General features: G+C 69.2%; 18 protein-coding genes and 2 pseudogenes. 11 read left to right on the top strand and 9 right to left on the bottom strand.

All coding sequences use genetic code 11. From position 1 onward, the window contains the following. Window positions 1-76 precede the first annotated feature (76 nt). Window positions 77-1,525 (bottom strand): amidase, encoded by a 1,449-nt coding sequence (locus ACGFX9_RS22025; protein WP_393474416.1) that lies wholly within the window; start codon window positions 1,523-1,525, stop codon window positions 77-79. A gap of 43 nt (window positions 1,526-1,568) precedes the next feature. Then, window positions 1,569-3,215: an ABC transporter substrate-binding protein gene (locus tag ACGFX9_RS22020; RefSeq protein ID WP_393474413.1), complete on the bottom strand. Its 1,647-nt coding sequence runs from the start codon at window positions 3,213-3,215 to the stop codon at window positions 1,569-1,571. Window positions 3,216-3,414: 199 nt separating this feature from the next. Here ACGFX9_RS22020 and ACGFX9_RS22015 point away from each other — a divergent pair, with 199 nt between their 5' ends. Continuing rightward, entirely contained in the window at window positions 3,415-3,876 is a 462-nt protein-coding gene (locus ACGFX9_RS22015) for a DUF3237 domain-containing protein (protein WP_393474410.1), read from the top strand. A gap of 382 nt (window positions 3,877-4,258) precedes the next feature. Here the strand turns inward: ACGFX9_RS22015 and ACGFX9_RS22010 are convergent, their stop codons facing one another. After that, window positions 4,259-4,606 (bottom strand): DUF6479 family protein, encoded by a 348-nt coding sequence (locus tag ACGFX9_RS22010; protein ID WP_393474407.1) that lies wholly within the window; start codon window positions 4,604-4,606, stop codon window positions 4,259-4,261. 146 nt (window positions 4,607-4,752) lie between these two features. On the opposite strand from ACGFX9_RS22010, the gene ACGFX9_RS22005 reads away from it, so the two are divergent. Further along, window positions 4,753-5,772, top strand: coding sequence for a YihY/virulence factor BrkB family protein (locus ACGFX9_RS22005; RefSeq protein WP_393474404.1), 1,020 nt, complete (start codon window positions 4,753-4,755; stop codon window positions 5,770-5,772). A gap of 62 nt (window positions 5,773-5,834) precedes the next feature. Next, a complete protein-coding gene (locus ACGFX9_RS22000) occupies window positions 5,835-6,383 on the top strand; it encodes a phosphatase PAP2 family protein (protein WP_393474401.1) in 549 nt (182 codons plus the stop codon). 14 nt (window positions 6,384-6,397) lie between these two features. On the opposite strand, the gene ACGFX9_RS21995 is transcribed toward ACGFX9_RS22000, so the two are convergent. From ACGFX9_RS21995 to ACGFX9_RS21985, 3 genes are all read right to left on the bottom strand, one after another. After that, window positions 6,398-6,946 carry a DUF1062 domain-containing protein gene (locus ACGFX9_RS21995; RefSeq protein ID WP_393474398.1) on the bottom strand — a complete coding sequence of 183 codons (549 nt, stop codon included), beginning with the start codon at window positions 6,944-6,946 and terminating at the stop codon, window positions 6,398-6,400. 225 nt (window positions 6,947-7,171) lie between these two features. Further along, window positions 7,172-7,546 (bottom strand): VOC family protein, encoded by a 375-nt coding sequence (locus ACGFX9_RS21990; protein ID WP_393475380.1) that lies wholly within the window; start codon window positions 7,544-7,546, stop codon window positions 7,172-7,174. A 110-nt stretch (window positions 7,547-7,656) separates the two neighbouring features. Beyond that, the gene (locus ACGFX9_RS21985) at window positions 7,657-8,670 is read right to left on the bottom strand and encodes a LacI family DNA-binding transcriptional regulator (protein ID WP_393474395.1); all 1,014 of its coding nucleotides are present in this window, start codon (window positions 8,668-8,670) and stop codon (window positions 7,657-7,659) included. Between the two features lie 403 nt (window positions 8,671-9,073). Here ACGFX9_RS21985 and ACGFX9_RS21980 point away from each other — a divergent pair, with 403 nt between their 5' ends. The 6 genes and pseudogenes from ACGFX9_RS21980 to ACGFX9_RS21955 all read left to right on the top strand — a co-directional run. After that, window positions 9,074-10,039 (top strand): glycoside hydrolase family 6 protein, encoded by a 966-nt coding sequence (locus tag ACGFX9_RS21980; protein ID WP_393474392.1) that lies wholly within the window; start codon window positions 9,074-9,076, stop codon window positions 10,037-10,039. A 180-nt stretch (window positions 10,040-10,219) separates the two neighbouring features. Next, complete coding sequence (locus tag ACGFX9_RS21975; RefSeq protein ID WP_393474389.1) at window positions 10,220-11,509, top strand: glycoside hydrolase family 6 protein; 1,290 nt, start codon at window positions 10,220-10,222, stop codon at window positions 11,507-11,509. A gap of 96 nt (window positions 11,510-11,605) precedes the next feature. Continuing rightward, window positions 11,606-12,412, top strand: a complete 807-nt coding sequence (locus ACGFX9_RS21970; protein ID WP_393474386.1) for a class I SAM-dependent methyltransferase — start codon at window positions 11,606-11,608, stop codon at window positions 12,410-12,412. Window positions 12,413-12,981: 569 nt separating this feature from the next. Continuing rightward, entirely contained in the window at window positions 12,982-13,608 is a 627-nt protein-coding gene (locus ACGFX9_RS21965; protein ID WP_393474383.1) for an RICIN domain-containing protein, read from the top strand. A 39-nt stretch (window positions 13,609-13,647) separates the two neighbouring features. Further along, window positions 13,648-14,040, top strand: a complete 393-nt coding sequence (locus ACGFX9_RS21960; RefSeq protein WP_393474380.1) for a hypothetical protein — start codon at window positions 13,648-13,650, stop codon at window positions 14,038-14,040. Window positions 14,041-14,131: 91 nt separating this feature from the next. Next, window positions 14,132-15,084, top strand: a pseudogene (locus ACGFX9_RS21955) (Tn3 family transposase); the annotation flags it as partial. Between the two features lie 77 nt (window positions 15,085-15,161). On the opposite strand, the gene ACGFX9_RS21950 reads toward ACGFX9_RS21955, so the two are convergent. From ACGFX9_RS21950 to ACGFX9_RS21940, 3 genes are read right to left on the bottom strand one after another with little or no spacing between them, the layout of a single operon-like run. Beyond that, window positions 15,162-15,869 carry a B3/4 domain-containing protein gene (locus tag ACGFX9_RS21950; protein ID WP_393474377.1) on the bottom strand — a complete coding sequence of 236 codons (708 nt, stop codon included), beginning with the start codon at window positions 15,867-15,869 and terminating at the stop codon, window positions 15,162-15,164. 37 nt (window positions 15,870-15,906) lie between these two features. Then, entirely contained in the window at window positions 15,907-16,554 is a 648-nt protein-coding gene (locus ACGFX9_RS21945) for an FMN-binding negative transcriptional regulator (protein ID WP_393474374.1), read from the bottom strand. A gap of 29 nt (window positions 16,555-16,583) precedes the next feature. After that, complete coding sequence (locus ACGFX9_RS21940) at window positions 16,584-17,420, bottom strand: EamA family transporter (protein WP_393474371.1); 837 nt, start codon at window positions 17,418-17,420, stop codon at window positions 16,584-16,586. 119 nt (window positions 17,421-17,539) lie between these two features. Here ACGFX9_RS21940 and ACGFX9_RS21935 point away from each other — a divergent pair, with 119 nt between their 5' ends. Continuing rightward, on the top strand, window positions 17,540-18,115 hold the full coding sequence (locus ACGFX9_RS21935; RefSeq protein WP_393474369.1) for a helix-turn-helix domain-containing protein: 576 nt from the start codon (window positions 17,540-17,542) through the stop codon (window positions 18,113-18,115). A 216-nt stretch (window positions 18,116-18,331) separates the two neighbouring features. Further along, window positions 18,332-18,466, top strand: a pseudogene (locus tag ACGFX9_RS21930) (IS30 family transposase); the annotation flags it as partial. Between the last annotated feature and the right edge of the window lie 223 nt (window positions 18,467-18,689).

The raw sequence follows: 18,689 nt of genomic DNA, 5'->3' as shown, positions 1-18,689 counted from the left end.
ACCAAAACGCCTGCCCGGCACCCAATGTGGGTTCCGGGCAGGCGTTCTGGTGTGCCTCGGTCGCCGGCCGCGCGCGTCAGCCGGTGTGCGTCCGGGCCAGCGGGGGCCGGGTCCGCGCCGCCCTCGCCTCGATGTCGGCGGCGACCCCGAGCAGCGCGTCCTCGCGGAAACGACCGCCGATCAGCTGCACACCGGACGGGAGTCCGTCGGTGATGCCTGTCGGTACGGAGATCGCCGGGAAGCCGAGCACCGGCACGGCCTGCATGGGCCACTGGGCAGCGAGCAGTTCCCGTACGCGGTCGTCACCGGCCAGGTCGGCGTCCTGCTCGAACGGCGGCTCGGCCGACACGGGCGTCATGAGAACGCGGTCCTCGCCCAGATACCGCTGGAGGCGGCTGATGAGCGTGCCACGCCGTGCGTAGCCCTTGATGTACGCGTCGAGCGTGGGCCGCTCCCCCCACATCTGCGCGGCGGCGGCGAACGAGGAGGTGAGGGAGACCCGCACAGCGTCGTCGCCGAAGCGCTCGATCTCGGGCAGCATCGTGCGCAGCTCCTCGTAGAGCAGCAGCGACCAGAGCCGGGCCGCCTCGCCGAGCAGCGGCAGTTCGACCTCCTCCACGTCGTGTCCCGCTTCGGCGAGCCACCGCGCCGCGTCGTCGAGGGCGGCGTTCACGGCGGGGTGGGGCTTGGCAAGACCGGCGTCACGTACCAGCGCGACCTTCACCGGGCCTGGCTCCCCCAACGGCGGGCGCATGGGGAGGCCCACCGGGTCGGCGAGATCCGGTGTCACCATGGCGTACAGCCCCCGCCGGACGTCGTCGACCGTCCAGCCGAGCGGCCCGTGCACGGCCATCGTCTGGAAGGACAGCGGGCTGTCGAACTCCTCCGCTCCGCGCGGCTCCGACCCGGAGACGAGGCCCATCGTGGGACGCAGACCGACCGCGCCGCAGCAGTACGCGGGGAAGCGGACGGAGCCGCCGATGTCGTTGCCCTGCGCGATCGGCACCATCCCGGCCGCGACCGCCGCGGCGGCGCCTCCGGAGGAACCACCGGGCGTGTGCGCGCTGTTCCACGGGTTGAGGGTCTTGCCGTGCAGGTCGTTGGCGGTGAACCACCGTACGGCGAAGGCGGGGCTGTTGCTGCGGCCCACGAAGTTCGCGCCCGCGTCGCGCAGCGCGGCGACGCACGCCGCGTCCTGCGAGGCGACGGCGCCTGCCCAGGCCGTGACGCCATGCGAACTGGCGTATCCGCGCAGCGAGGTATTGATCTTGGTGGAGACTGGAACGCCGTGCAGCGGCGGGAGTTCCTCCCCGGCGGCGACCGCCGAGTCCGCGGCCGCGGCCTGGGCGAGTGCTTCCTCCGGACGAAGGTCCACGAGGGCGTTGAGCGCCGGGTTGGTCGCGTCGACGCGCTCCAGGAACGACGTGGCGACCTCGGTCGCGGAGAAGGACTTGTCGCGGATTCCGGCTGCCAGTTGAGCGGCTGTACGGTCCCACAGCGGCTTGTCGTCGGCGGTGTCGGTCATCGATGTCTCCTGGGGGTCGGGGTACGTCGTACGTCGCGAGTCGTCACTTGCCGGTGCCGCCGAGGTGAGCGGCCCACGGCATGCCCATGTAGGCGAAGGACGTGGGCGCGCCACTGATGCGCTTGTTCATGAACATCCGCTCGTGGGTGGTGGCGAGATACACCACGGGGACGGTGGGCGCGAAGAGGTCCTGGGCTTCGGCGTACGCGTCCGCCGACGCGGCGGGGTCGGCCGACGTGCGAGCGCGGGTGAGCAGCCGGGTGACCTCGGGGTTGTGGTAGTTCGTCCAGTTGAAGATGCCGTGCGGAGTGACCATTTCGGCGACGTACGACGCGGGGTCGGGCATGGTGACGTATCCGAAGGTCAGGACCAGGTCGAGGTCCTTGCGGACGGCGGGGTCGTAGAAGAGTGACGACATCTCGGTGGGCTGCAGCTGCTTGATCTTGATCTCGACCCCCAGCTTCTTCGCCGCGGCCTGAATGAACGTAAGGGCCTGCAGTCCTCTCTGGTCACCGGCGGGAATGGCGGCCACCAGCGGCCGGGAGACCGGGCCCGCCTTCTTCATCAGCTCCTTGGCCCGCTTCAGGTCCGGCTTCGGGACGGCGGGCAGCTTCTCGTACGCGGCGTCGAACCGGGATGCCGCTTCGTCGCCGCGCCAAGTCAGCGGCGGCACGAGGGACTTCAGGGTGGTGGCGTCACCACCGAAGACGTTCTTGATCAACGCGTCGCGGTCGATGACGTGCGACAGGGCGTCCAGGAGGCGGCGGTCGGCGGCCGGGGACTTGGCGTTGCCGGGGATCAGCAGGACGTTCTGCGTCGAAGGTCCGAGACGGGTCGTGCCGCTGTCGGACCTGGCGAGCGCCGTCGCGCTGCTGGGCGGCAGTTCGTAGGTTCCGTCCACTTCGCCGGAGAGAAGGGCGCTGGTCAGCGTATTGCTGTTGGTGATGAACTTGAAGGCGATCTGGCGCGCCTTGGGCTTCAGTCGGGCGTCCCAATAGGCGTTGTTGCGTTGCAGGGTGATGGTGTCGCCGGACTTCCATGAGTCCAGTTCGTACGGTCCCGTGCACATGAGGCCGCCCTTGGCGGTGCCGTAGGCGGGGCCGGCCTTCGCTGTGTACGCCTTCTGGCTCACCGCGCCGAAGGACGTGGAGAGCGCCTTGGGCAGAGTCTGGTCATAGGTCTTGCCGCGCAGTGTCACCTGGTGCGGCCCTGTGGCCTTGATCGATGTCACCGCGGAGAGGTGATTCCCGTACAGCGCCTGGGTTTTGGGGTCCTTCTGGCGCTCCAGGCTGTAGATCACATCCTGTGGCGTCATCGGGGAGCCGTCCCAGAACTTGACGTCGGAGCGCAGATCGAGCACCAGGGTCCGCTTGTCGCTCCAGGTGACCTTCTGGGCGAGTCCGGGGCTCAGGGAGAAGTCCGCGTTCATCCGCGTCAGCGTGTCGCAGAGGTTCGCGCCGACGGTCTGGGGCGAGTAGTCGCCCACCTTCGCCGGGTCCAGGGTGGTCGGCTCCCCGTAGGGCAGGGCCCAGGTCACGCGGTCCACGGCGGCGGTGCCGGGTGCGGTGGTGGTGGTGAGGCGGGTGGGCCGGGGCGTGCCGTCGGCCTGGTCCGACGTGGAGGTGCAGGCGGTGGTGGCCAGCAGACTCACGCCCATGAGCACCGTCAGCATCTGTCTCTTCGCAGCCATGGCTGATGCTCCTTGCCGAAGCGGGATGGGGAGAGGGGTGGGGAGGGGTGCTCGCGCCGAGGCAGGAGAGATGCCGCTACCGGCGAGCCGTTATAAATGCGTGTCATATAACGCTGTTGCATCTCACGCTCGCATCTGGTGAGGTGACGAGTCAAGACCCCTGCCACCGCCAAGACCCCTGCCGCCAAGGAGTACTGCCGTGCCTTTCGCTCCCGCTCTCGACTTCGCTTTCGAGATCCGCGCCCACATCACCGAGACACTGCACATCGGCCACGGCGCCGGAGAAGTCACCGAGTTCACGCCCATCGTCGGAGGCAGCGTCGAGGGCCCCCTGCTGCGCGGAAAGGTGCTGGCGGGCGGCGGCGACTGGAGCAGCACCCGCGGCGAGGTCTGCGAACTGGACGCGCGCTACCTGTTGCAGGCGGAGGACGGAGCGGTGATCGACATCGTCAACCGCGGCTTCTACCGGCCCAAGGCCGAAAGCCCCGACCAGTACGACGGCGCCCTACAGGTCTCGGAATCCGGCCACTACTACCGGACCTCCCCAGTCTTCCGCACCGACGCACCCGCCCACCGCTGGCTCGCCGAAACGGTCTTCGTCGGCCTCGCGCGCCCCGAGGGCGACAACGTCGTGGCCATACGTATGTACGCGCTCCGTTAAGGGCCGCTGCCACGCCGACGCGCGATGCCCGGTCGTCAGTCGTCAGTCCGAGGAGAGCGCTCCGAGGAGCTCCGCGGGTCGGGAAGGCTGCGTGTCACTCCATTGGTCGGTTCGCCGAGGGGTGCTGGGTGCGGCCCTATGGGTTCCCGGGAGTGGCGCGGGGTGTACCGCCGCCTTACGGGTCTTCTTCGTGTTCCGGCGGCCGGGGCGCAATTACTTTCCGGGAGAACGGTTGCGTACTGGCGGATGAGAATGCCGGGCGAGAGCAGAGGGAGGAAGCCGGATACCGGGCGGATACCGATCCGGAATGCGCGGACCGGAAATACGCGGTTCCACTCCGTAGCGTTTCCTCGCGGCACATACGCGTATCGCCCACGCCGGGTCAGCTTCCCAGGCCACCGCTGCCGAAGCTGCCGCCGTCGCCCTTCCTGTGGTCTTCCGGGTCCTGCGAGGGGCTGCGGTGTGTGCTGGAGGTTCCATATCCCTCCTTGAGCTCGTGCGGGGTGAGCCGACCACCGTCCTGCGGCATCTCATCCGGCTCGCGGTACTCACGCTCCTCCCGAACGGGTCCGTCGTACGGCCGTTTCGGCTGTTCCTCGGGGCGCGGTGTCCGCGTCTCACGTGCTTGAACGCGTCGTCCCCAGTAGAAGGCGCCGAGCAGCACGCCGACCACGATGAGACCGGCGATCCACATCAACAGGGCCGCGGTGGATGAGACGGCAATTTCCATTGTCTCCATATAACGGCTGTACCCGCCCCGCGTGAAAAATAGCTTCCTCGGCTGTTATTACGCGCGGTCGGCCAGCCGGTTCCCGCAAATGGGGAACGCGCCTGGTCCGCTTGTGTGAAAGGCCGGGCAGCGGTACAGGTGAATACATGGCAGGTCGTGAGAGCGAGGAGCCGGATACGGGGTACGGCCCCGATCCGGAGGTGGACCGCGGGGCCCCGGACGCCCCGCCGAATTTGGGCAAGAAGTCGTGGCAGGCGGTGCTGCGCCGGACGGTGCGGGAGTTCAAGAAGGACGAGCTCACCGACCGCGCGGCGGCGCTGACCTACTACGGAATCTTGGCGCTGTTCCCGGCGCTGCTCGTGCTGGTCTCGCTGCTGGGGATCGTCGACAAGTCGGCAACGGACAAGTTGCTGGACAACGTCACCAAGTTCACGCCCGGTTCCGCACGTGATGTGATCACGAACGCGGTGCGGCAATTGCAGGGAAACGCCGGGGTCGGCTCGGTGATGGCCATCGTCGGTCTGGTGCTGGCGGTGTGGTCCGCCTCCGGTTACGTCGCGGCGTTCATCCGTACCGCCAACGCCGTGTACGACGTCCCCGAGGGCCGGCCGGTGTGGAAGGTACTGCCGGTCCGCCTGGGCGTCACCGTGGTGCTGATGATCCTGGCGGTGATCAGCGCGCTCATCGTGGTCTTCAGCGGGCCTCTGGCCAGTCAGGCCGGCACCGCGCTGGGCATCGGGGACACCGCCCTGACCGTGTGGTCGATCGCCAAGTGGCCGGTGCTGTTGGTACTGGTCACGATCATGATCGCGCTCCTCTACTGGGCGACGCCGAACGCACGCGTGAGGGGCTTTCGCTGGGTCACGCCGGGCAGCCTCCTCGCGCTGCTGATCTGGATGATCGCCTCCGCCGGGTTCGCGCTCTATGTGGCGAACTTCGCCTCGTACAACAAGACCTACGGAACGTTCGCCGGGGTCATCGTCTTCCTCGTGTGGCTGTGGATCACCAACCTGGCGATCCTCCTCGGCCTGGAACTCGACGCCGAGACCTCCCGCCAACGGGCCATCGCCGGCGGCCACCCCGAGCAGGAGGAGCCGTACGTCGAACCGCGCGACACGCGCAAGTGGGACGAGCAGGACAGGCAGCGACTGAGAAATCAGGACTGACCGGAGCGCACAGCGGCCCCGATCATGGTGTGGGATCGCCGGATGCGGGAAAACGGCAGGTCATGAAGGTTCTGACGGATGTGCGCCACCGTGAGCGGTGGCTGACACAGCGGATGGCGTCGTGGGACTCCCCCTGGGTGCGGCGGGTTCTGCCAGCGGCGGAGGAGGCGGCCGAGCACACCAAACTGTGGTGCGGCGCGGCGCTGGTCCTGGGGACGTTGGGCGGCCGGCGCGGCCGGAAGGCCGCCGCCGCGGGTCTGGCGAGCATGGCCCTCGCGGAGACGATCTCCAACGCGGTGGTCAAACCGCTGTGCGATCGGCGCCGTCCGCCGGAGGAATGGTTCGAGGACCAGGAGGTCGGCGACCGCCCCGACAGCTCGTCCTTCCCGTCCGGGCATACCGCGGCGGCCATCGGCTTCACCGCCGGGATCGCGCCCGTCTGGCCGTGGGCGGCCGCGGCCTGTGCCGTGCCGGCGGTGACGGTCGCCGCTGAGCGGGTGCACAGCGGTGCGCACTACCCCTCGGACGTCATTGCCGGGGCGACGATCGGCCTCGTCGCGGCCGGTCTCGTACGGACAGGGCCTCGGTTCCTGTTGCGCCACCTGTGGTGAGCGGCGGCACGGGCTCAGTGCTTGAGCGTGAAGGTGAAGTCGCCGGAGAGCTTGCCGGTCAGCCGGATCGCCGAAACGACCTTCCCCTCCGTGACCAGTCTCTCGACCTCCGCCCGCGGAAGACCGCACCCTTCGGCGATCAGTCGCACCGGCCGGACAGGAATCCGCGCCGCGAAGCGGACCGAGATGTCGATCACCTCGCGGTCCAGGTGATCCGATCCGCCGGTGTCGAGGCGCCAGGCGTCGGCCCAGTCGAGGGCGATGCGGTTACGGCGTCGCACGACCGGGTCCTGGAGCAACTCAGCCGCCAGACCAGGGTCGTTGGCGTGCATCCGGTCCAGCAGATCAGGCCGTACGGAGCGCACGTTCATCCGCTCCCAGACCGTCAGCTTGGCCGTGTCCCCGCAAGCGGTACAGAGCACGAGGAGCCAGGCGTCGAGGAGCTTGTGGTGGGCGTTGACGCGAAATTTGCCGTTTGCCCGGAAGCGCTCGGACGCGCACGTGTGACAACGGCGGAGAACGAGCGGCAGGCAGGTGGGCATGACCACCCAGTTATCGAGCACAGAAGTACACCGGTTTCAGCGAGAAGTCCGCAGCAAGAAGCAGCGCGGCGCGCAATGCGCGACGCGCGACAAATCAGCACTCGGGAGGTCTCACACGGTGTACAACGGGACGTCCTTGCCTAGACGACTTGGTTCGCCAGCACGGTAGTGGCGCACAGTGGCGCTCATCCACCGGTTTTCGAGCACCTCACCGCCGGCTCTGTCCGGCGGATCGTGGAGGGCGGCTCAGTGGAGGCAGAGGCAGAACGGATGGCCGGCTGGGTCCGCGTAGATCCGCCAGTTGGTCCCCGGGTGGAGCTGGTCCGTCCGCTCCAGCACAGTCGCGCCGAGGGCGAGCGCCCGCTTCTCCTCGCCGTCGAGGTCGTCCACGTCGAAGTCCAGGTGGAGCTGTTGCGGGCGCTCCTGGCCGGGCCACTTGGGCGGTTGGTAGCCCTCCACCCGCTGGCAGGCCAGCGGAATCCCCTCGAACCCGTGCACCTCGATCCAGTCGAGATCATCGGGGTCAGCGACCACCCGGCCGCCGAGCAGATTCGCGTAGAACTCAGCGAGCCGTACCGGATCAGCGCAGTCCAACGCGACCGCCTGCAGCTTTCGAATCACTTCCGACATCCCTCGCTCTTCGGCCACTTCCGTGACGCCCACATACGGCAGGCTCGTACCCACCACCTCTCGCTTTCACTCGACCTTCGTGGGTGTCCTGCCCACGGCGGTCAGGTGCTGGCGCGGGTCACCACGCGGGTGGGCAGGATCAGCGGGGTGGGGTCCTGTTCGTCGACAAGGGCTATGAGCATGCGGGCCATCTCGCGTCCCAGCGCCTGTATCGGCTGGTGCACCGTGGTCAGCGGCGGCTGGGCGATCTGTGCGACGGCAAGGTCGTCGAAGCCGATGACCGCGACGTCGCGGGGCACCGTCCGTCCTGCCTCCCTCAGCACACGCAGGGCGCCGACGGCCATGTTGTCGTTGGCGGCGAACACCGCGTCCAGGTCCGGGTGGTTGTCGAGCAGGACGGACATGGCGACAGCGCCGCCGGCCTCGGTGAAGTCCCCGCTCTCCGGCTCGACCGGCTCAAGTCCGGCCGCCAGCAGGGCGTCGCGGTAACCACGATGGCGCGCGCGCCCGACTTCGGTGTCCGGTCGCCCGCAGATGGTGACCACCCGGGTGCGACCGCGGGCCAGCAGATGCTCGGTCGCGGCCCGTGCTCCGCCGACGTTGTCGACATCCACGTACCACCTCGGATCCAGACCGAGGGGACGGCCGCCGAACACGACGGGCAACCCGGCTTCTTCGGCCATGCGGGCCAGCGGGTCCTCCTCCCGCAGCGCCATCAGCATGACGCCGTCGGCGGCCCGGGAGCGAAGCAGTTGCTCCACGCGCTTGCGGCTGCGGTCGGTGGCGGTCAGACACAGCATCAGATTCAGGTCGGCCTCCTCCAGGGCCGCGGAAGCGCCCACGATGACCTGGGCGAAGAACGGATCCGCGAAGATCGACGGATCCTCGCCGGAGATGACGAGCGCGGCGGCGCCCGTCTGGCGCATCGCCAGTGCGCGGGCCGTCGGGTTCGGCACGTAACCGAGGCGCCGCACCGCCTGCTCGACCGCCTCCCGTTTGAGCCGGCTGACATGCGGGGCGTTGTTGAGCGCCCGGGAAGCGGCCGAACGCGAGACTCCGGCGAGCACCGCCACCTCATCGAGCGTGGGCTGCCGACGAGGCACATCCTCTGGCATCGACCATGAGCCTTTCCCTCGCGGGTAGTTCGGCACAGCGTCTCCCCTCGGACCGTCCCCTCGGACCATCCCCTCGGGCCGTATACGAGGAGCTGGGAGCGCTTCCGGTTTTGTGACTGTAGAGCCTTCTTGCCGTCACATGAAGGGAAGTTGAGCGAGAACTCTTGACACATTCCTCCCTTCGCCAACACGATGCCGCCCATACCCAAGACCTTCGGACGCGCTTTGGGACCGCTTCCAATTGGGAGCGCTCCCATGATCTTCCGGAGCTGAACGGTTTGTGTCCTCGGGGCCGGAGCCGCCGTCGCCCGGGGCGTCGTACCTCGCACTTCCTCAGTGCGCCGCACACACACGCCCAAGGCGAAGCGTGTGCGGCGCATCCCCCGTCAGGAAGAGGTTCCCCATGTCCAGATACAGGCGCGGCCTGCTCGCGCTGCTGCTCGCCTTACCGCTCGCGCTGGCCGCCCCGGGCCTCGCCCACGCCGACAGTCCGGTGGCGATGACCAGCGGTTTCTACGTCGACCCCAACTCCACCCCCGCCGCCTGGGTCGCCGCCAACCCCAGTGACGGCCGCGCCTCCGCGATCAGGGCCAACATCGCGGCCAAGCCGATGGCCCGCTGGTTCGGCAACTGGAGCGGCACCATCGGCACGGCCACGGGTGCGTTCGCCGGCGCGGCCGACGCCGTGGACAAGCTGCCGGTCCTGGTCGCCTACAACATCCCCAACCGCGATATCTGCGGCGGGCAATCGGGCGGCGGCGCGGGCTCGGCAGCGGCGTACAACACGTGGATCGCCGCCTTCGCCAGTGGCATCGGCAGCCGTCCGGCCGCCGTCATCCTGGAGCCGGACGCCCTGGGAGACACCAGCTGCATGAACGCCGCGCAGATCGCCGAGCGCAACACGCTGCTCAACAACGCCATCGACCAGTTCAGACAGAAGGCCCCCAACACCTGGGTCTACCTGGACGCCGGAAACCCGGCCTGGCTCCCCGCCGCCACGATGGCCCAGCACCTCGCCGCCGCAGGCGCGAGCAAGGCCCACGGCTTCTCGCTGAATGTGTCGAACTACCAGACCACCGGCGCGAACACCACGTACGGCAACGCGATCAACGCGAAGCTGAGCTCGTCCTACGGCTACACCAAGCCCTACGCCATCGACACCAGCCGCAACGCGAACGGCTCCAACGGCGAATGGTGCAACCCCGCTGGCCGCAAGATCGGCACCCCGACCCAACTCGGCGGCGGAGCCGAAATGCTGCTCTGGATCAAGACCCCCGGCGAATCCGACGGCAACTGCGGCGTGGGCGCCGGATCTGTGGCAGGCCAGTTCCTTCCCGAGGTCGCCTACAAGATGATCTACGGCTACTGACCTCCCCCCATCAGGGCTGCCACCCCTTGAGCCCCCGTGGCCTGGGTCTTTTCCGTCCTCGCTGCCAGGCCACGGGGCATCACAGCACTGCCACCGGGACCTGCCATCTCCCGGCCATCCGGTCCCGGCGATATGCCCGTCGATGTACCGCGCCCCCAACCCTCCCCACCAGGAGCACACATGAGATCCGGTATCCGGTCCTCCAGACGCATGGTCTGGCTCGCCTCGGCCGCCTTGATGGCCTGCGCAGCGGCCCCGACCGCCCAGGCGCAGGCACAGGCGGCGCCCGCCGAACAGAAGGTCATCACCCCGGCCACGCGTTTCTACGTCGACCCGCACAGCAAGGCCGCCGAGCAGGCGAAGATCGACTTCCGCAAGGGCGATCGGGCCGACGCCCTGAACATGGCCAAGCTCGCCGTCCAGCCCCAGGCCGAGTGGTTCACCGAAGGCACACCCGCCCAGGTCAAGAGGGAGGTGCGCAAGCTCGTCCACGCCGCCGCGGTCACCCGACGCGTGCCGGTCCTCGTCGCGTACAACGTCCCCGGCCGCGACTGCAGCCTCTACTCCGGTGGCGGCGCCGCCTCCTCGGCCGCCTACCGGCAGTGGATCGACGCCTTCGCCGACGGCATCGGCAGCCGCGAGGCCGCCGTCATCCTGGAACCCGACGGCCTCGCGGCCCTTCCCAAGGACTGCGCCGGCGACATCGACCCCACCGGCGAACTCACCGCCCACCGCATGGCCGACCTCGCCTACGCCGTACGCACCCTGAAGAGCGAGCCGAACACCGCCGTCTACCTCGACGCAGGCAACAGCCAGTGGAAGTCGGTCGGCGACATCACCCAGCGGCTCCTGGACGCCGGCCTCGAACAGAGCGACGGCTTCGCCCTCAACGTCTCCAACTACCAGCCCACCGACCAGACGTCGCGCTACGGCGCATGGATATCCAAGTGCGCGTGGTACGCCACCAAGGGACCGGAGTCGGCTCGTGGCCACGCCGACTGGTGTGCCAGTCAGTACTACTCTCCCGCCGCGCCCAACGACGGAACCCCGGGCAACTCCGTTTCCCCTACCGATCCATCGACCTGGCACTGGACCGACACCTGGTTCGACCAGAACACGGGTGGTGCCTCCACCGGTGAACTGCAACGCTTCGTGGTGGACACCAGCCGCAACGGACTGGGCGCCTGGTCGCCGCCGCCGGGCAAGTACACCGGCGACCCGGAGACTTGGTGCAACCCACCCGGCCGCGGCATGGGCCCTCGTCCCACAGGTGACACCGAGGCCCCGCTCGTCGACGCGTACCTGTACGTGAAGACCATCGGTGAATCCGACGGCAGCTGCACGCGCAACACCGGCGGCACCATCGACCCCGAATACGGCATCGTCGACCCCGCCGCCGGCGTCTGGTGGCCCGAACAAGCCCACACCCTCGCCCGCAACGCCGTACCCGGTCTGGAATTCCACCGGTAACTCCCGGCGACCGCCGCCTCGGGGACGTCCGGACGGTCGGCTTCAAGGTGCCTGGCGGCGCGGCTGGGCGCAGTTTCCTGAGGCGGCGCTACCGTTATGAAGGTGACAGGAATTGACGCCGACCGGCGATGGTCCGAGTCCATGCCGGCGGCCTACGAGCAGTACCTCGTGCCGGTGGTCTTCCGGCCCTTCGCCGAGGACCTGGCCGCCCGAGCGGGAGCACTCCACCCCCGTCGCGTACTCGAACTGGCTGCCGGGACCGGCGTGTTGACGGCCGGCCTGATCGCGGCGGCGCCTTCAGCCGAGGTGACGGCCACCGACCTGAACGAGGCCATGGTCGCCTTCGGGTCGGCTCGATCCCCTGGTGCGGTGTGGCGACAGGCCGACGCGCAGCGGCTGCCGTTCCCGGACGGAAGCTTCGACCTGGTGGTCTGCCAGTTCGGCGTGATGTTCTTCCCTGACCGGGTCGCGGCCTTCACCGAGGTCCGCCGGGTGCTGGCTCCGGGCGGCCGGTTCCTGTTCAACACCTGGGGCCCGCTCAGTACGCACGCGTTCGGAGCCGCGCTGCAGGCCGGACTGGAGCGGGCCTTTCCGGTCGACCCGCCGCAGTTCCTCCCAACGGTCCCGCACGGCTACGCCGACCCCGCTGTCGTGGCCGCTGACCTGGCTGCCGCCGGGTTCGCCGTCGAGGAGGAGCAGGAGCTGACGCTGGAGGGTCGGGCCGCGTCGGTCGCCGACGTCGCCACCGGGTTCCTCGCCGGGACGCCGTTGCGCGCGGCCGTCGAGGAGCGCGGCGGCGGGCCGGCCGTCCGGGCCACCGTCATCGAGGAGATGACCGCACATCTGGGCCCAGGGCCCGTTGCCGCCCTGATGACGGCGTACGTCTTCCGCGGCGCGGCCTAACTGGTTCCGAACAGAAGCTGTCGGTCATGCGACTGTCGACTTGTCTGCTCGTCGGTCTGGTTGTGGTGAACCGTCAGCATCGGACCTGAGGAGTCGGCGACACGATGACGAGCAAGACCGGCTAAGGCTCTACGAGGACAGTCCGCTCGAAGGCGTCAAGCCCCCGCAGTACAACCCGGCGAAGGCGATCATCCCCTCGGTGGCACAGCCGGCCGCGATACGCGCGGCCAGCGACGACACCTTCTTGTTGATCGCTGATCTGATGAGCGGCTGCGGTATGCGCAACGCTGAGGCCACAGCTGTCAATCTCCGCAACATCGTGGCCCACGACCGGGGGGCGCATGCTTCCGGAACACCTTCCCGGGTGGTTTGGTGACCGATGCATGTCACGTGGCAATGACGGTGCGGCAGCGGGGGCATGCACTCCGCGAGGCCCGTGCGGAGGATCACATTCCACGTAGCGAGCGAGCTCCGGAAGGAAGTTGTCCGGCCGGGCGAAGCTCGGCGCAGCTGCCGGGTCGTGCCTGTAGCCGGCCGCCGGATGCGGCCCGTCCCCTGGAGGAACACCTGTGCGCACCCGACCGTTCTCGCGACTTCGCGGCACGCTGACCGCTGCCGTTGCCGTTGCCTTCAGCCTCAGCGCCGCCTCCCTGGCCGCGGCTGACACCTCCCCTTCGCACGCACCGGCCGCCCGTGCCGCGAAGGCCGCCGACATCCGCGGCCACGAGATCATCAACCGGTCCGACGGCTCCCGCATGGGCATCTGGAGCGACCAGGACTTCGACGGAGCCTGGTCCGCCACCCACCGGGGCGTGGGCTACGAGGAACGCAAGACCATGACCTGGCGGTTCGAGGACCAGGGCGACGGCACCTGGCAGATCCGCAACGAGACCGTCGACAAGCTCTGTCTGGCGACCGAGCGCGCTCCGGCTGTCGGCGTACGGGTCATCATGAAGACCTGCGACACCGGCAACCCCGCGCAGTCCTGGCGGATGGTCGCCGAGCAGACCGAACCCGCCTCCGAAGACCCGGGCGGCACCACGACCGGCTGGTGGAGCCTGCGCCCGGCCGACTCCACCAAGTACGCCGCCGCACCCCAGGCGATCGGCGCCGTCCACAGCGAAATCCTCCTGTACCGGGCCACCAACAGCGCCGACCGCCTCTGGCACCATGCACGCCCCTGGCAGAGCTGGTAGGACAGCGGCTGCGGGTTGCGCAACTCCGAGGCCACAGACGTGAATCTCCGCAACATCGTGGCCCACGACGTGTATCGGATCTCGGAACAGGTCAACCACACCAGTGGCCAATACGCACGCCTCAAGCACCGCAAGGTCGGCGAGTACCGGGACGCGCCGCTGCCGGCCCGTGCCCGGCGGACCATCGAGTGGTACGCCGAGAAGCACGGCACCACTGACGGCTACCTACTGCGCCATCCCAAAGACTCCAGCAAACCGTTCCCGTACTACCACCTGGGCAACCGGTGGCTGCGCATCAAGAAGGCTGACGAGGTCGAGATCCCCAAGGGGATGGTCCTGTACGGGATGCGGCACTTCCCGGCTACTGGCCTTCAAAGCGTGGTGTCGCAAGGGCTGACAGCCGGTGACTTCGGCGATATGCCGTCTTCATGAGGCGCAGGGTGGCGGGCTGACCGCTGAACGCCTGCAGTTGCGGACAGCCGATGAAGCGGCACGACGGGTATCCCAGAACAGCGATTCCGCCGGCCACGAGGCCCTGACCCGGGCCCGGCTCGTGCACGTCGACCAGTACTACCTGCGCGCCGGCACCATCGCCGCGGCGAACGCGCGGCTCATCGCCGCCCAGGCCAAGGTGCCCATCGTGAAGTTCTGGGGCAACGGCCTGCTCGCCTCGGTCGACGGACTGCGGTTCGTCGTGCCCGTGCGCACGATCAGCGCGGCGCCGTCGCCGAAGTACTTCGGGTTCAAGCGCGGCATCACCTGGCTCAACGCCGTCAACGACCAAGTCGCCGGGATCGGACAGATGGTCGTCCCCGGCACCCCGCGCGACTCCCTGCACATCCTGGACGCGCTGCTGAACCTGGACGGCGGGGTGAAGCCGGAGATGGTGGCGACCGACAACGCCTCGTACTCCGACATGGTGTTCGGCCTGTTCAAGATCCTCGGCTACAACTTCTCACCCCGGTTCCGCGACCTGGACGACCAGCGGTTCTGGCGCGCCGCGATGCCCGGCGTCGAGACGGGCACGTATGGAGCGGTGGAGGACCTGGCCCGCAACCACGTGAACCTGAACAAGGTGATCACGCACTGGCCGGACATGCTGAAGGTCGCAGGTTCTCTGGTCACCAACCAGGTCCGCGCCTACGGCCTGCTGCGGATGTTCGGACGCGAGGGGCGCCCGACTCCGCTGGGGACCGCGTTCGCGGAGTACGGGCGGATGAGGACCAGCTCGGCGTGCTCGGCCTGGCCCTCAATGCCATCGTGCTGTGGACGACGCGCTACATCGACGCCGCCGTCGCCCAGCTCCGGGCCGGGGGCCACGAGATCCGCGAGGAGGACGTCGCCCGGCTCCCCCCGCTCAAGCACCGCAACCTGAACCTGCTCGGGCGCTACAGCTTCACCGCCGCCGGCGCCCTGCGCCCGCTGCGTGACCCGGACGCGCCCGAGCTGGACGAGGACGACGGCGGCCAGGAGTGAGCGTCGGCAGCCCGGCCGGGGCACTGGTCGGTTCGTGTGCCAGCGCCGTGTTCAGGCCGGGTACGCAAGAGCGTGATTCAGGTGCTGACCTGCGAGTGTGCGGGGCTGAGGTAATGGACGGTGCTTCCAGCGGCGTGCTCGGTGAGCAAGTCCCGCAGTTCGCCGGCGGCGGTCTTGAGGAGGTGTCCGTCGCGGGCGCTGTGGAGGGTTTCCAGGACGAAGGCGACGTGGGTGGAGCCTTCGGTGACACGGGTGCGGTGGGCGTCGCGGTGGTTCCAGTGGCGGGTGAGCACGTCGGTGGTGTCGGCGTAGATGATCTCGCCGGGCTTGGGGTTCTCGACGGTGTCGGGCTCGCCGAGCGGGGTGAAGCTCTCGGTGCCGTCGGCGTAGCGGATCTCGACGTCGCCGGTGACGTGGTCGAGGTCGAAGGCGCCGGCGGGCAGGCCGTGGCGGATGGAGACCGTGTTGTAGGTGTCGACGGCCGGGTTAATGCGCGGCAGGGTGCCCTTCTTGGCCATGCGGCGGCCCAGCGCGTCGATGCTGGGGCGGATGCGGCGGGGGTTGGTGCCGAAGGAGCGGTAGGCGGTATGCCACGCCTCGATACGCGGATCGGCCTCGTCGGCGGGGGCCCAGGTACCGTCCGCGAGCTGCCGCTCCAGATCTTCCAGGGCGGTCGCGGTGGCCGGCCAGGGTTCGTGGCCACGCAGACCGGTGGCGGTGACGACGGCGATGAGAGTGTCAGCGAAGGCGTCGGCGACGGCGGGGCTGATGCGGAAGGTGGTCACAGGGGGGTCCGTTCCGGGAGTGCGGGGCGAGGCGGAGTCAGGCTTTCCAGGGGCCGATGCGGTCCAGGCGGCGTGTCTGCTGACGGGCGGTGGGCGTGTCCAGGCCCTGGCCGCGTTCGGTGAGCCGCCGGGCGGTGTCGGCGCGCTGCTCGACGGGTTTGTGGTCGTCGTACTTGAACTTCGCACGGACCTCGGTGACGTCCAGGCGCAGGCCGCGGATGCCGGGCAGCATCCGCCCGTAAGGCGGCTGGTCAGGGTCGATGGGGGCGTGGTCGCCCTCGGGCTGGAAGTGCGTCATCTGCCGGCGCAGCAGTTCGGCCTTGGCCGCCGGGTCGTCGACGATGGTGGCCTGGCAGGTGAACTGGACGGCCGCGTAGTAGCTGGTGGGGACGCCGTCGGTGGGCGGGATGCCGGGCTTGGCGCGCCAGGGGCCGGGGATGAAGGCGTAGTCGCTGGTGACGGTGAAGGTGACGTTCGGGTCGGCCTCGATCGTCTTCCAGACGGGGTTGGGGCGGGCGAGGTGGACCAGCAGGGTCTGGCCGTCGACGGTGAAGTGGGTGGGCACGACGATCGGCGCCTGGCCGGGCAGTCCGTTGACGCTCAGGAGGCCGAAGTCGTGGCCGTCGGCGATCCAGGTCTGCCACTCGGCATCGTCCAGGGCGGCGTCCCAGGGCTGGATGAACATACGCGGGTCCTTCCAAGGAGGTGCGGGGGTCAGGTGAGGGCGAGGAGGCTGACGGCGATGCCAGCGGTGCCCAGGCCGATGAGCTGGGTGCGGTAGATCCGTTCGGCGAGCACGGTGCGGGCGAGCAGGACGGTGCCGGCCGGGTACAGGGCGGTGATCACGGCGACGACGGCCAGGTCGCCGCTGCGGGCCGCGAGCAGGAACAGCAGGTTGGCCACCGAGTCCAGCACGCCCGCCGCCGCCGACATCGCGTAGGCGGGCTTCTCCGCGCCCAGCCTCCGGAACATGGCCCCGGCCGCGGCCAGCGTGACCGCGGAAGACACAGCCCGTCCGATGATGAGCGGTCCGACGCCGCTGTCGGAGGGCGCCTGGTGCAGGAAGACCAGCTGCAGGGCGATGGCAGCCCCGGCGCCGAAGGCCAGCAGCAGCGCGGTGCGCGTCGGGCGCATGGTGCCGGCGCCGTGGCCGGCGCTGACCAGCACCACCGCCGCCAGTGCCAGCGGCAGGCCGATCAGCCCGGCCAGTCCCAGGTGCTCGCCCTGCAGCAGTCCGACACCGACCGGCAGCATCGCCGAGACCAGTGCGGTGATGGGCGAGAGCACGTTCATCGGGCCGATCGCGAGCGTGCGGTAGAGCAGGGCGAAGGCGGCGGCCGACGCGACACCGGAGGCGGCGCCCCACGCGAGAGTCGCGGGGGCGAAGGAGGCGCCGAGGAAGGGCCACAGCAGCAGTTCGACGGCGAGCGAGGCCGGAGCGGCGATCATCACGGTGCGCAGGACGTGGGCCTTGCGGGCACCGAGGCCGCCGAGGAAGTCGGCGCATCCGTAGGCCAGGGAACTGCCCAGGGCCAGTAGCAGAGCGATCACGGGTACATCCCTTACTATCAATGGAACGACTACACCGAACAACGCACCGACCGGCAGTCGTCAACCGAACGACCGCGTGGTGCAGTGCAGTGATCCACCTGCCTGGAGGGGTGACAGCGATGACCGAGACCGAAGCGGCACTGCGGACGCTCGCGCACAACGTCCGCGCGGCCCGTACCCGCGCCGGACTGTCCCTGGACGAACTCGGCCGCCGCGCCAAAGTCAGCAAGGGAGCGCTGGTAGCCCTGGAGAGGGCCCAGGGCAATCCCAACTTCGCCACCCTGGTCCGCCTCGCCGACACCCTCGGCGCCTCCGTTTCCGCCCTGATGGAGGGGCGGTCCGAGGAACGCGTCCGGGTGGTGAGCGCCGCCACCGTCATGCCCCTGTGGAAGGGCGAACGCGGCAGCGAAGCCCGGCTCATGCTGACCACCAGCGGCCCGGCGGCCACCGAGGTCTGGCGCTGGATGCTGGAACCCGGCGAGGAATACCCCAGCCACCCCCACCAGGCCGGCGTCGTGGAGACCGTCAACGTCACCGCCGGGCAGATGGTGCTCGTCGTCAACGGCACCGAGCACCCCGTCGAGGCAGGACAGACCGCCACCTTCGACGCCGACGCCCCTCACACCTACCGCGGCTCAGGCACCGAGACCTGCCACCTGATCATGACCGTCCACCTGCCCCCCGGCCCCGCGTAGTCCTGGACGGGCCAGGGTGTCCACACCGGACCATCCCTGCCTGTCGGCAACGGATGGCACCCTCAAGTGATCAACGCACCACCCACGGATGATCATGTGATCGTGGAGGCACAGGTGCGTGATTACGGGTTTTCGCCAGCTCAGCAGGACGAGATTTGGAGACGCTGGCGCGAGGGGCAGTCGTTCAGCTTGATCGCGCGGGCGCTCGGGGCGCCGATGCAGCATGCTCGCCGTTTCCTGTATCAGAGCGGCGGCGTCCGCCTCACCCCGCAAGCGCGGTCAGAGCGGCATCTGAGCGGCAGCGAGCGTGAGGAGATATCCCGCGGTATCGCCACCGGGAAATCGGCCCGGCAGCCGGCCAGGCAGCTGGGCCGGCCTTCTTCGGCCGTCTCCCGCGAGATCGCCCGCAACGGCGGTCGGGACCACTACCGAGCTGCCTCGGCCGATGCGGCGGCCTACGAGCGCGGACGCCGTCCCAAGCAGGCCAAGCTCGCCCAACGGCCTGCTCTTCGTGCCCTGGTGGAGATGTTCCGCCTCGTACGCGGCACCGGGCACATCCTCGACGTGCTCGACG

It is taken from the genome of Streptomyces sp. NPDC048436, assembly GCF_043200355.1.
Lineage (GTDB): Bacteria > Actinomycetota > Actinomycetes > Streptomycetales > Streptomycetaceae > Streptomyces.
The sequence above is the reverse complement of the archived record's forward strand: the minus strand, read 5'-3'. Positions and strand labels throughout refer to the sequence as shown.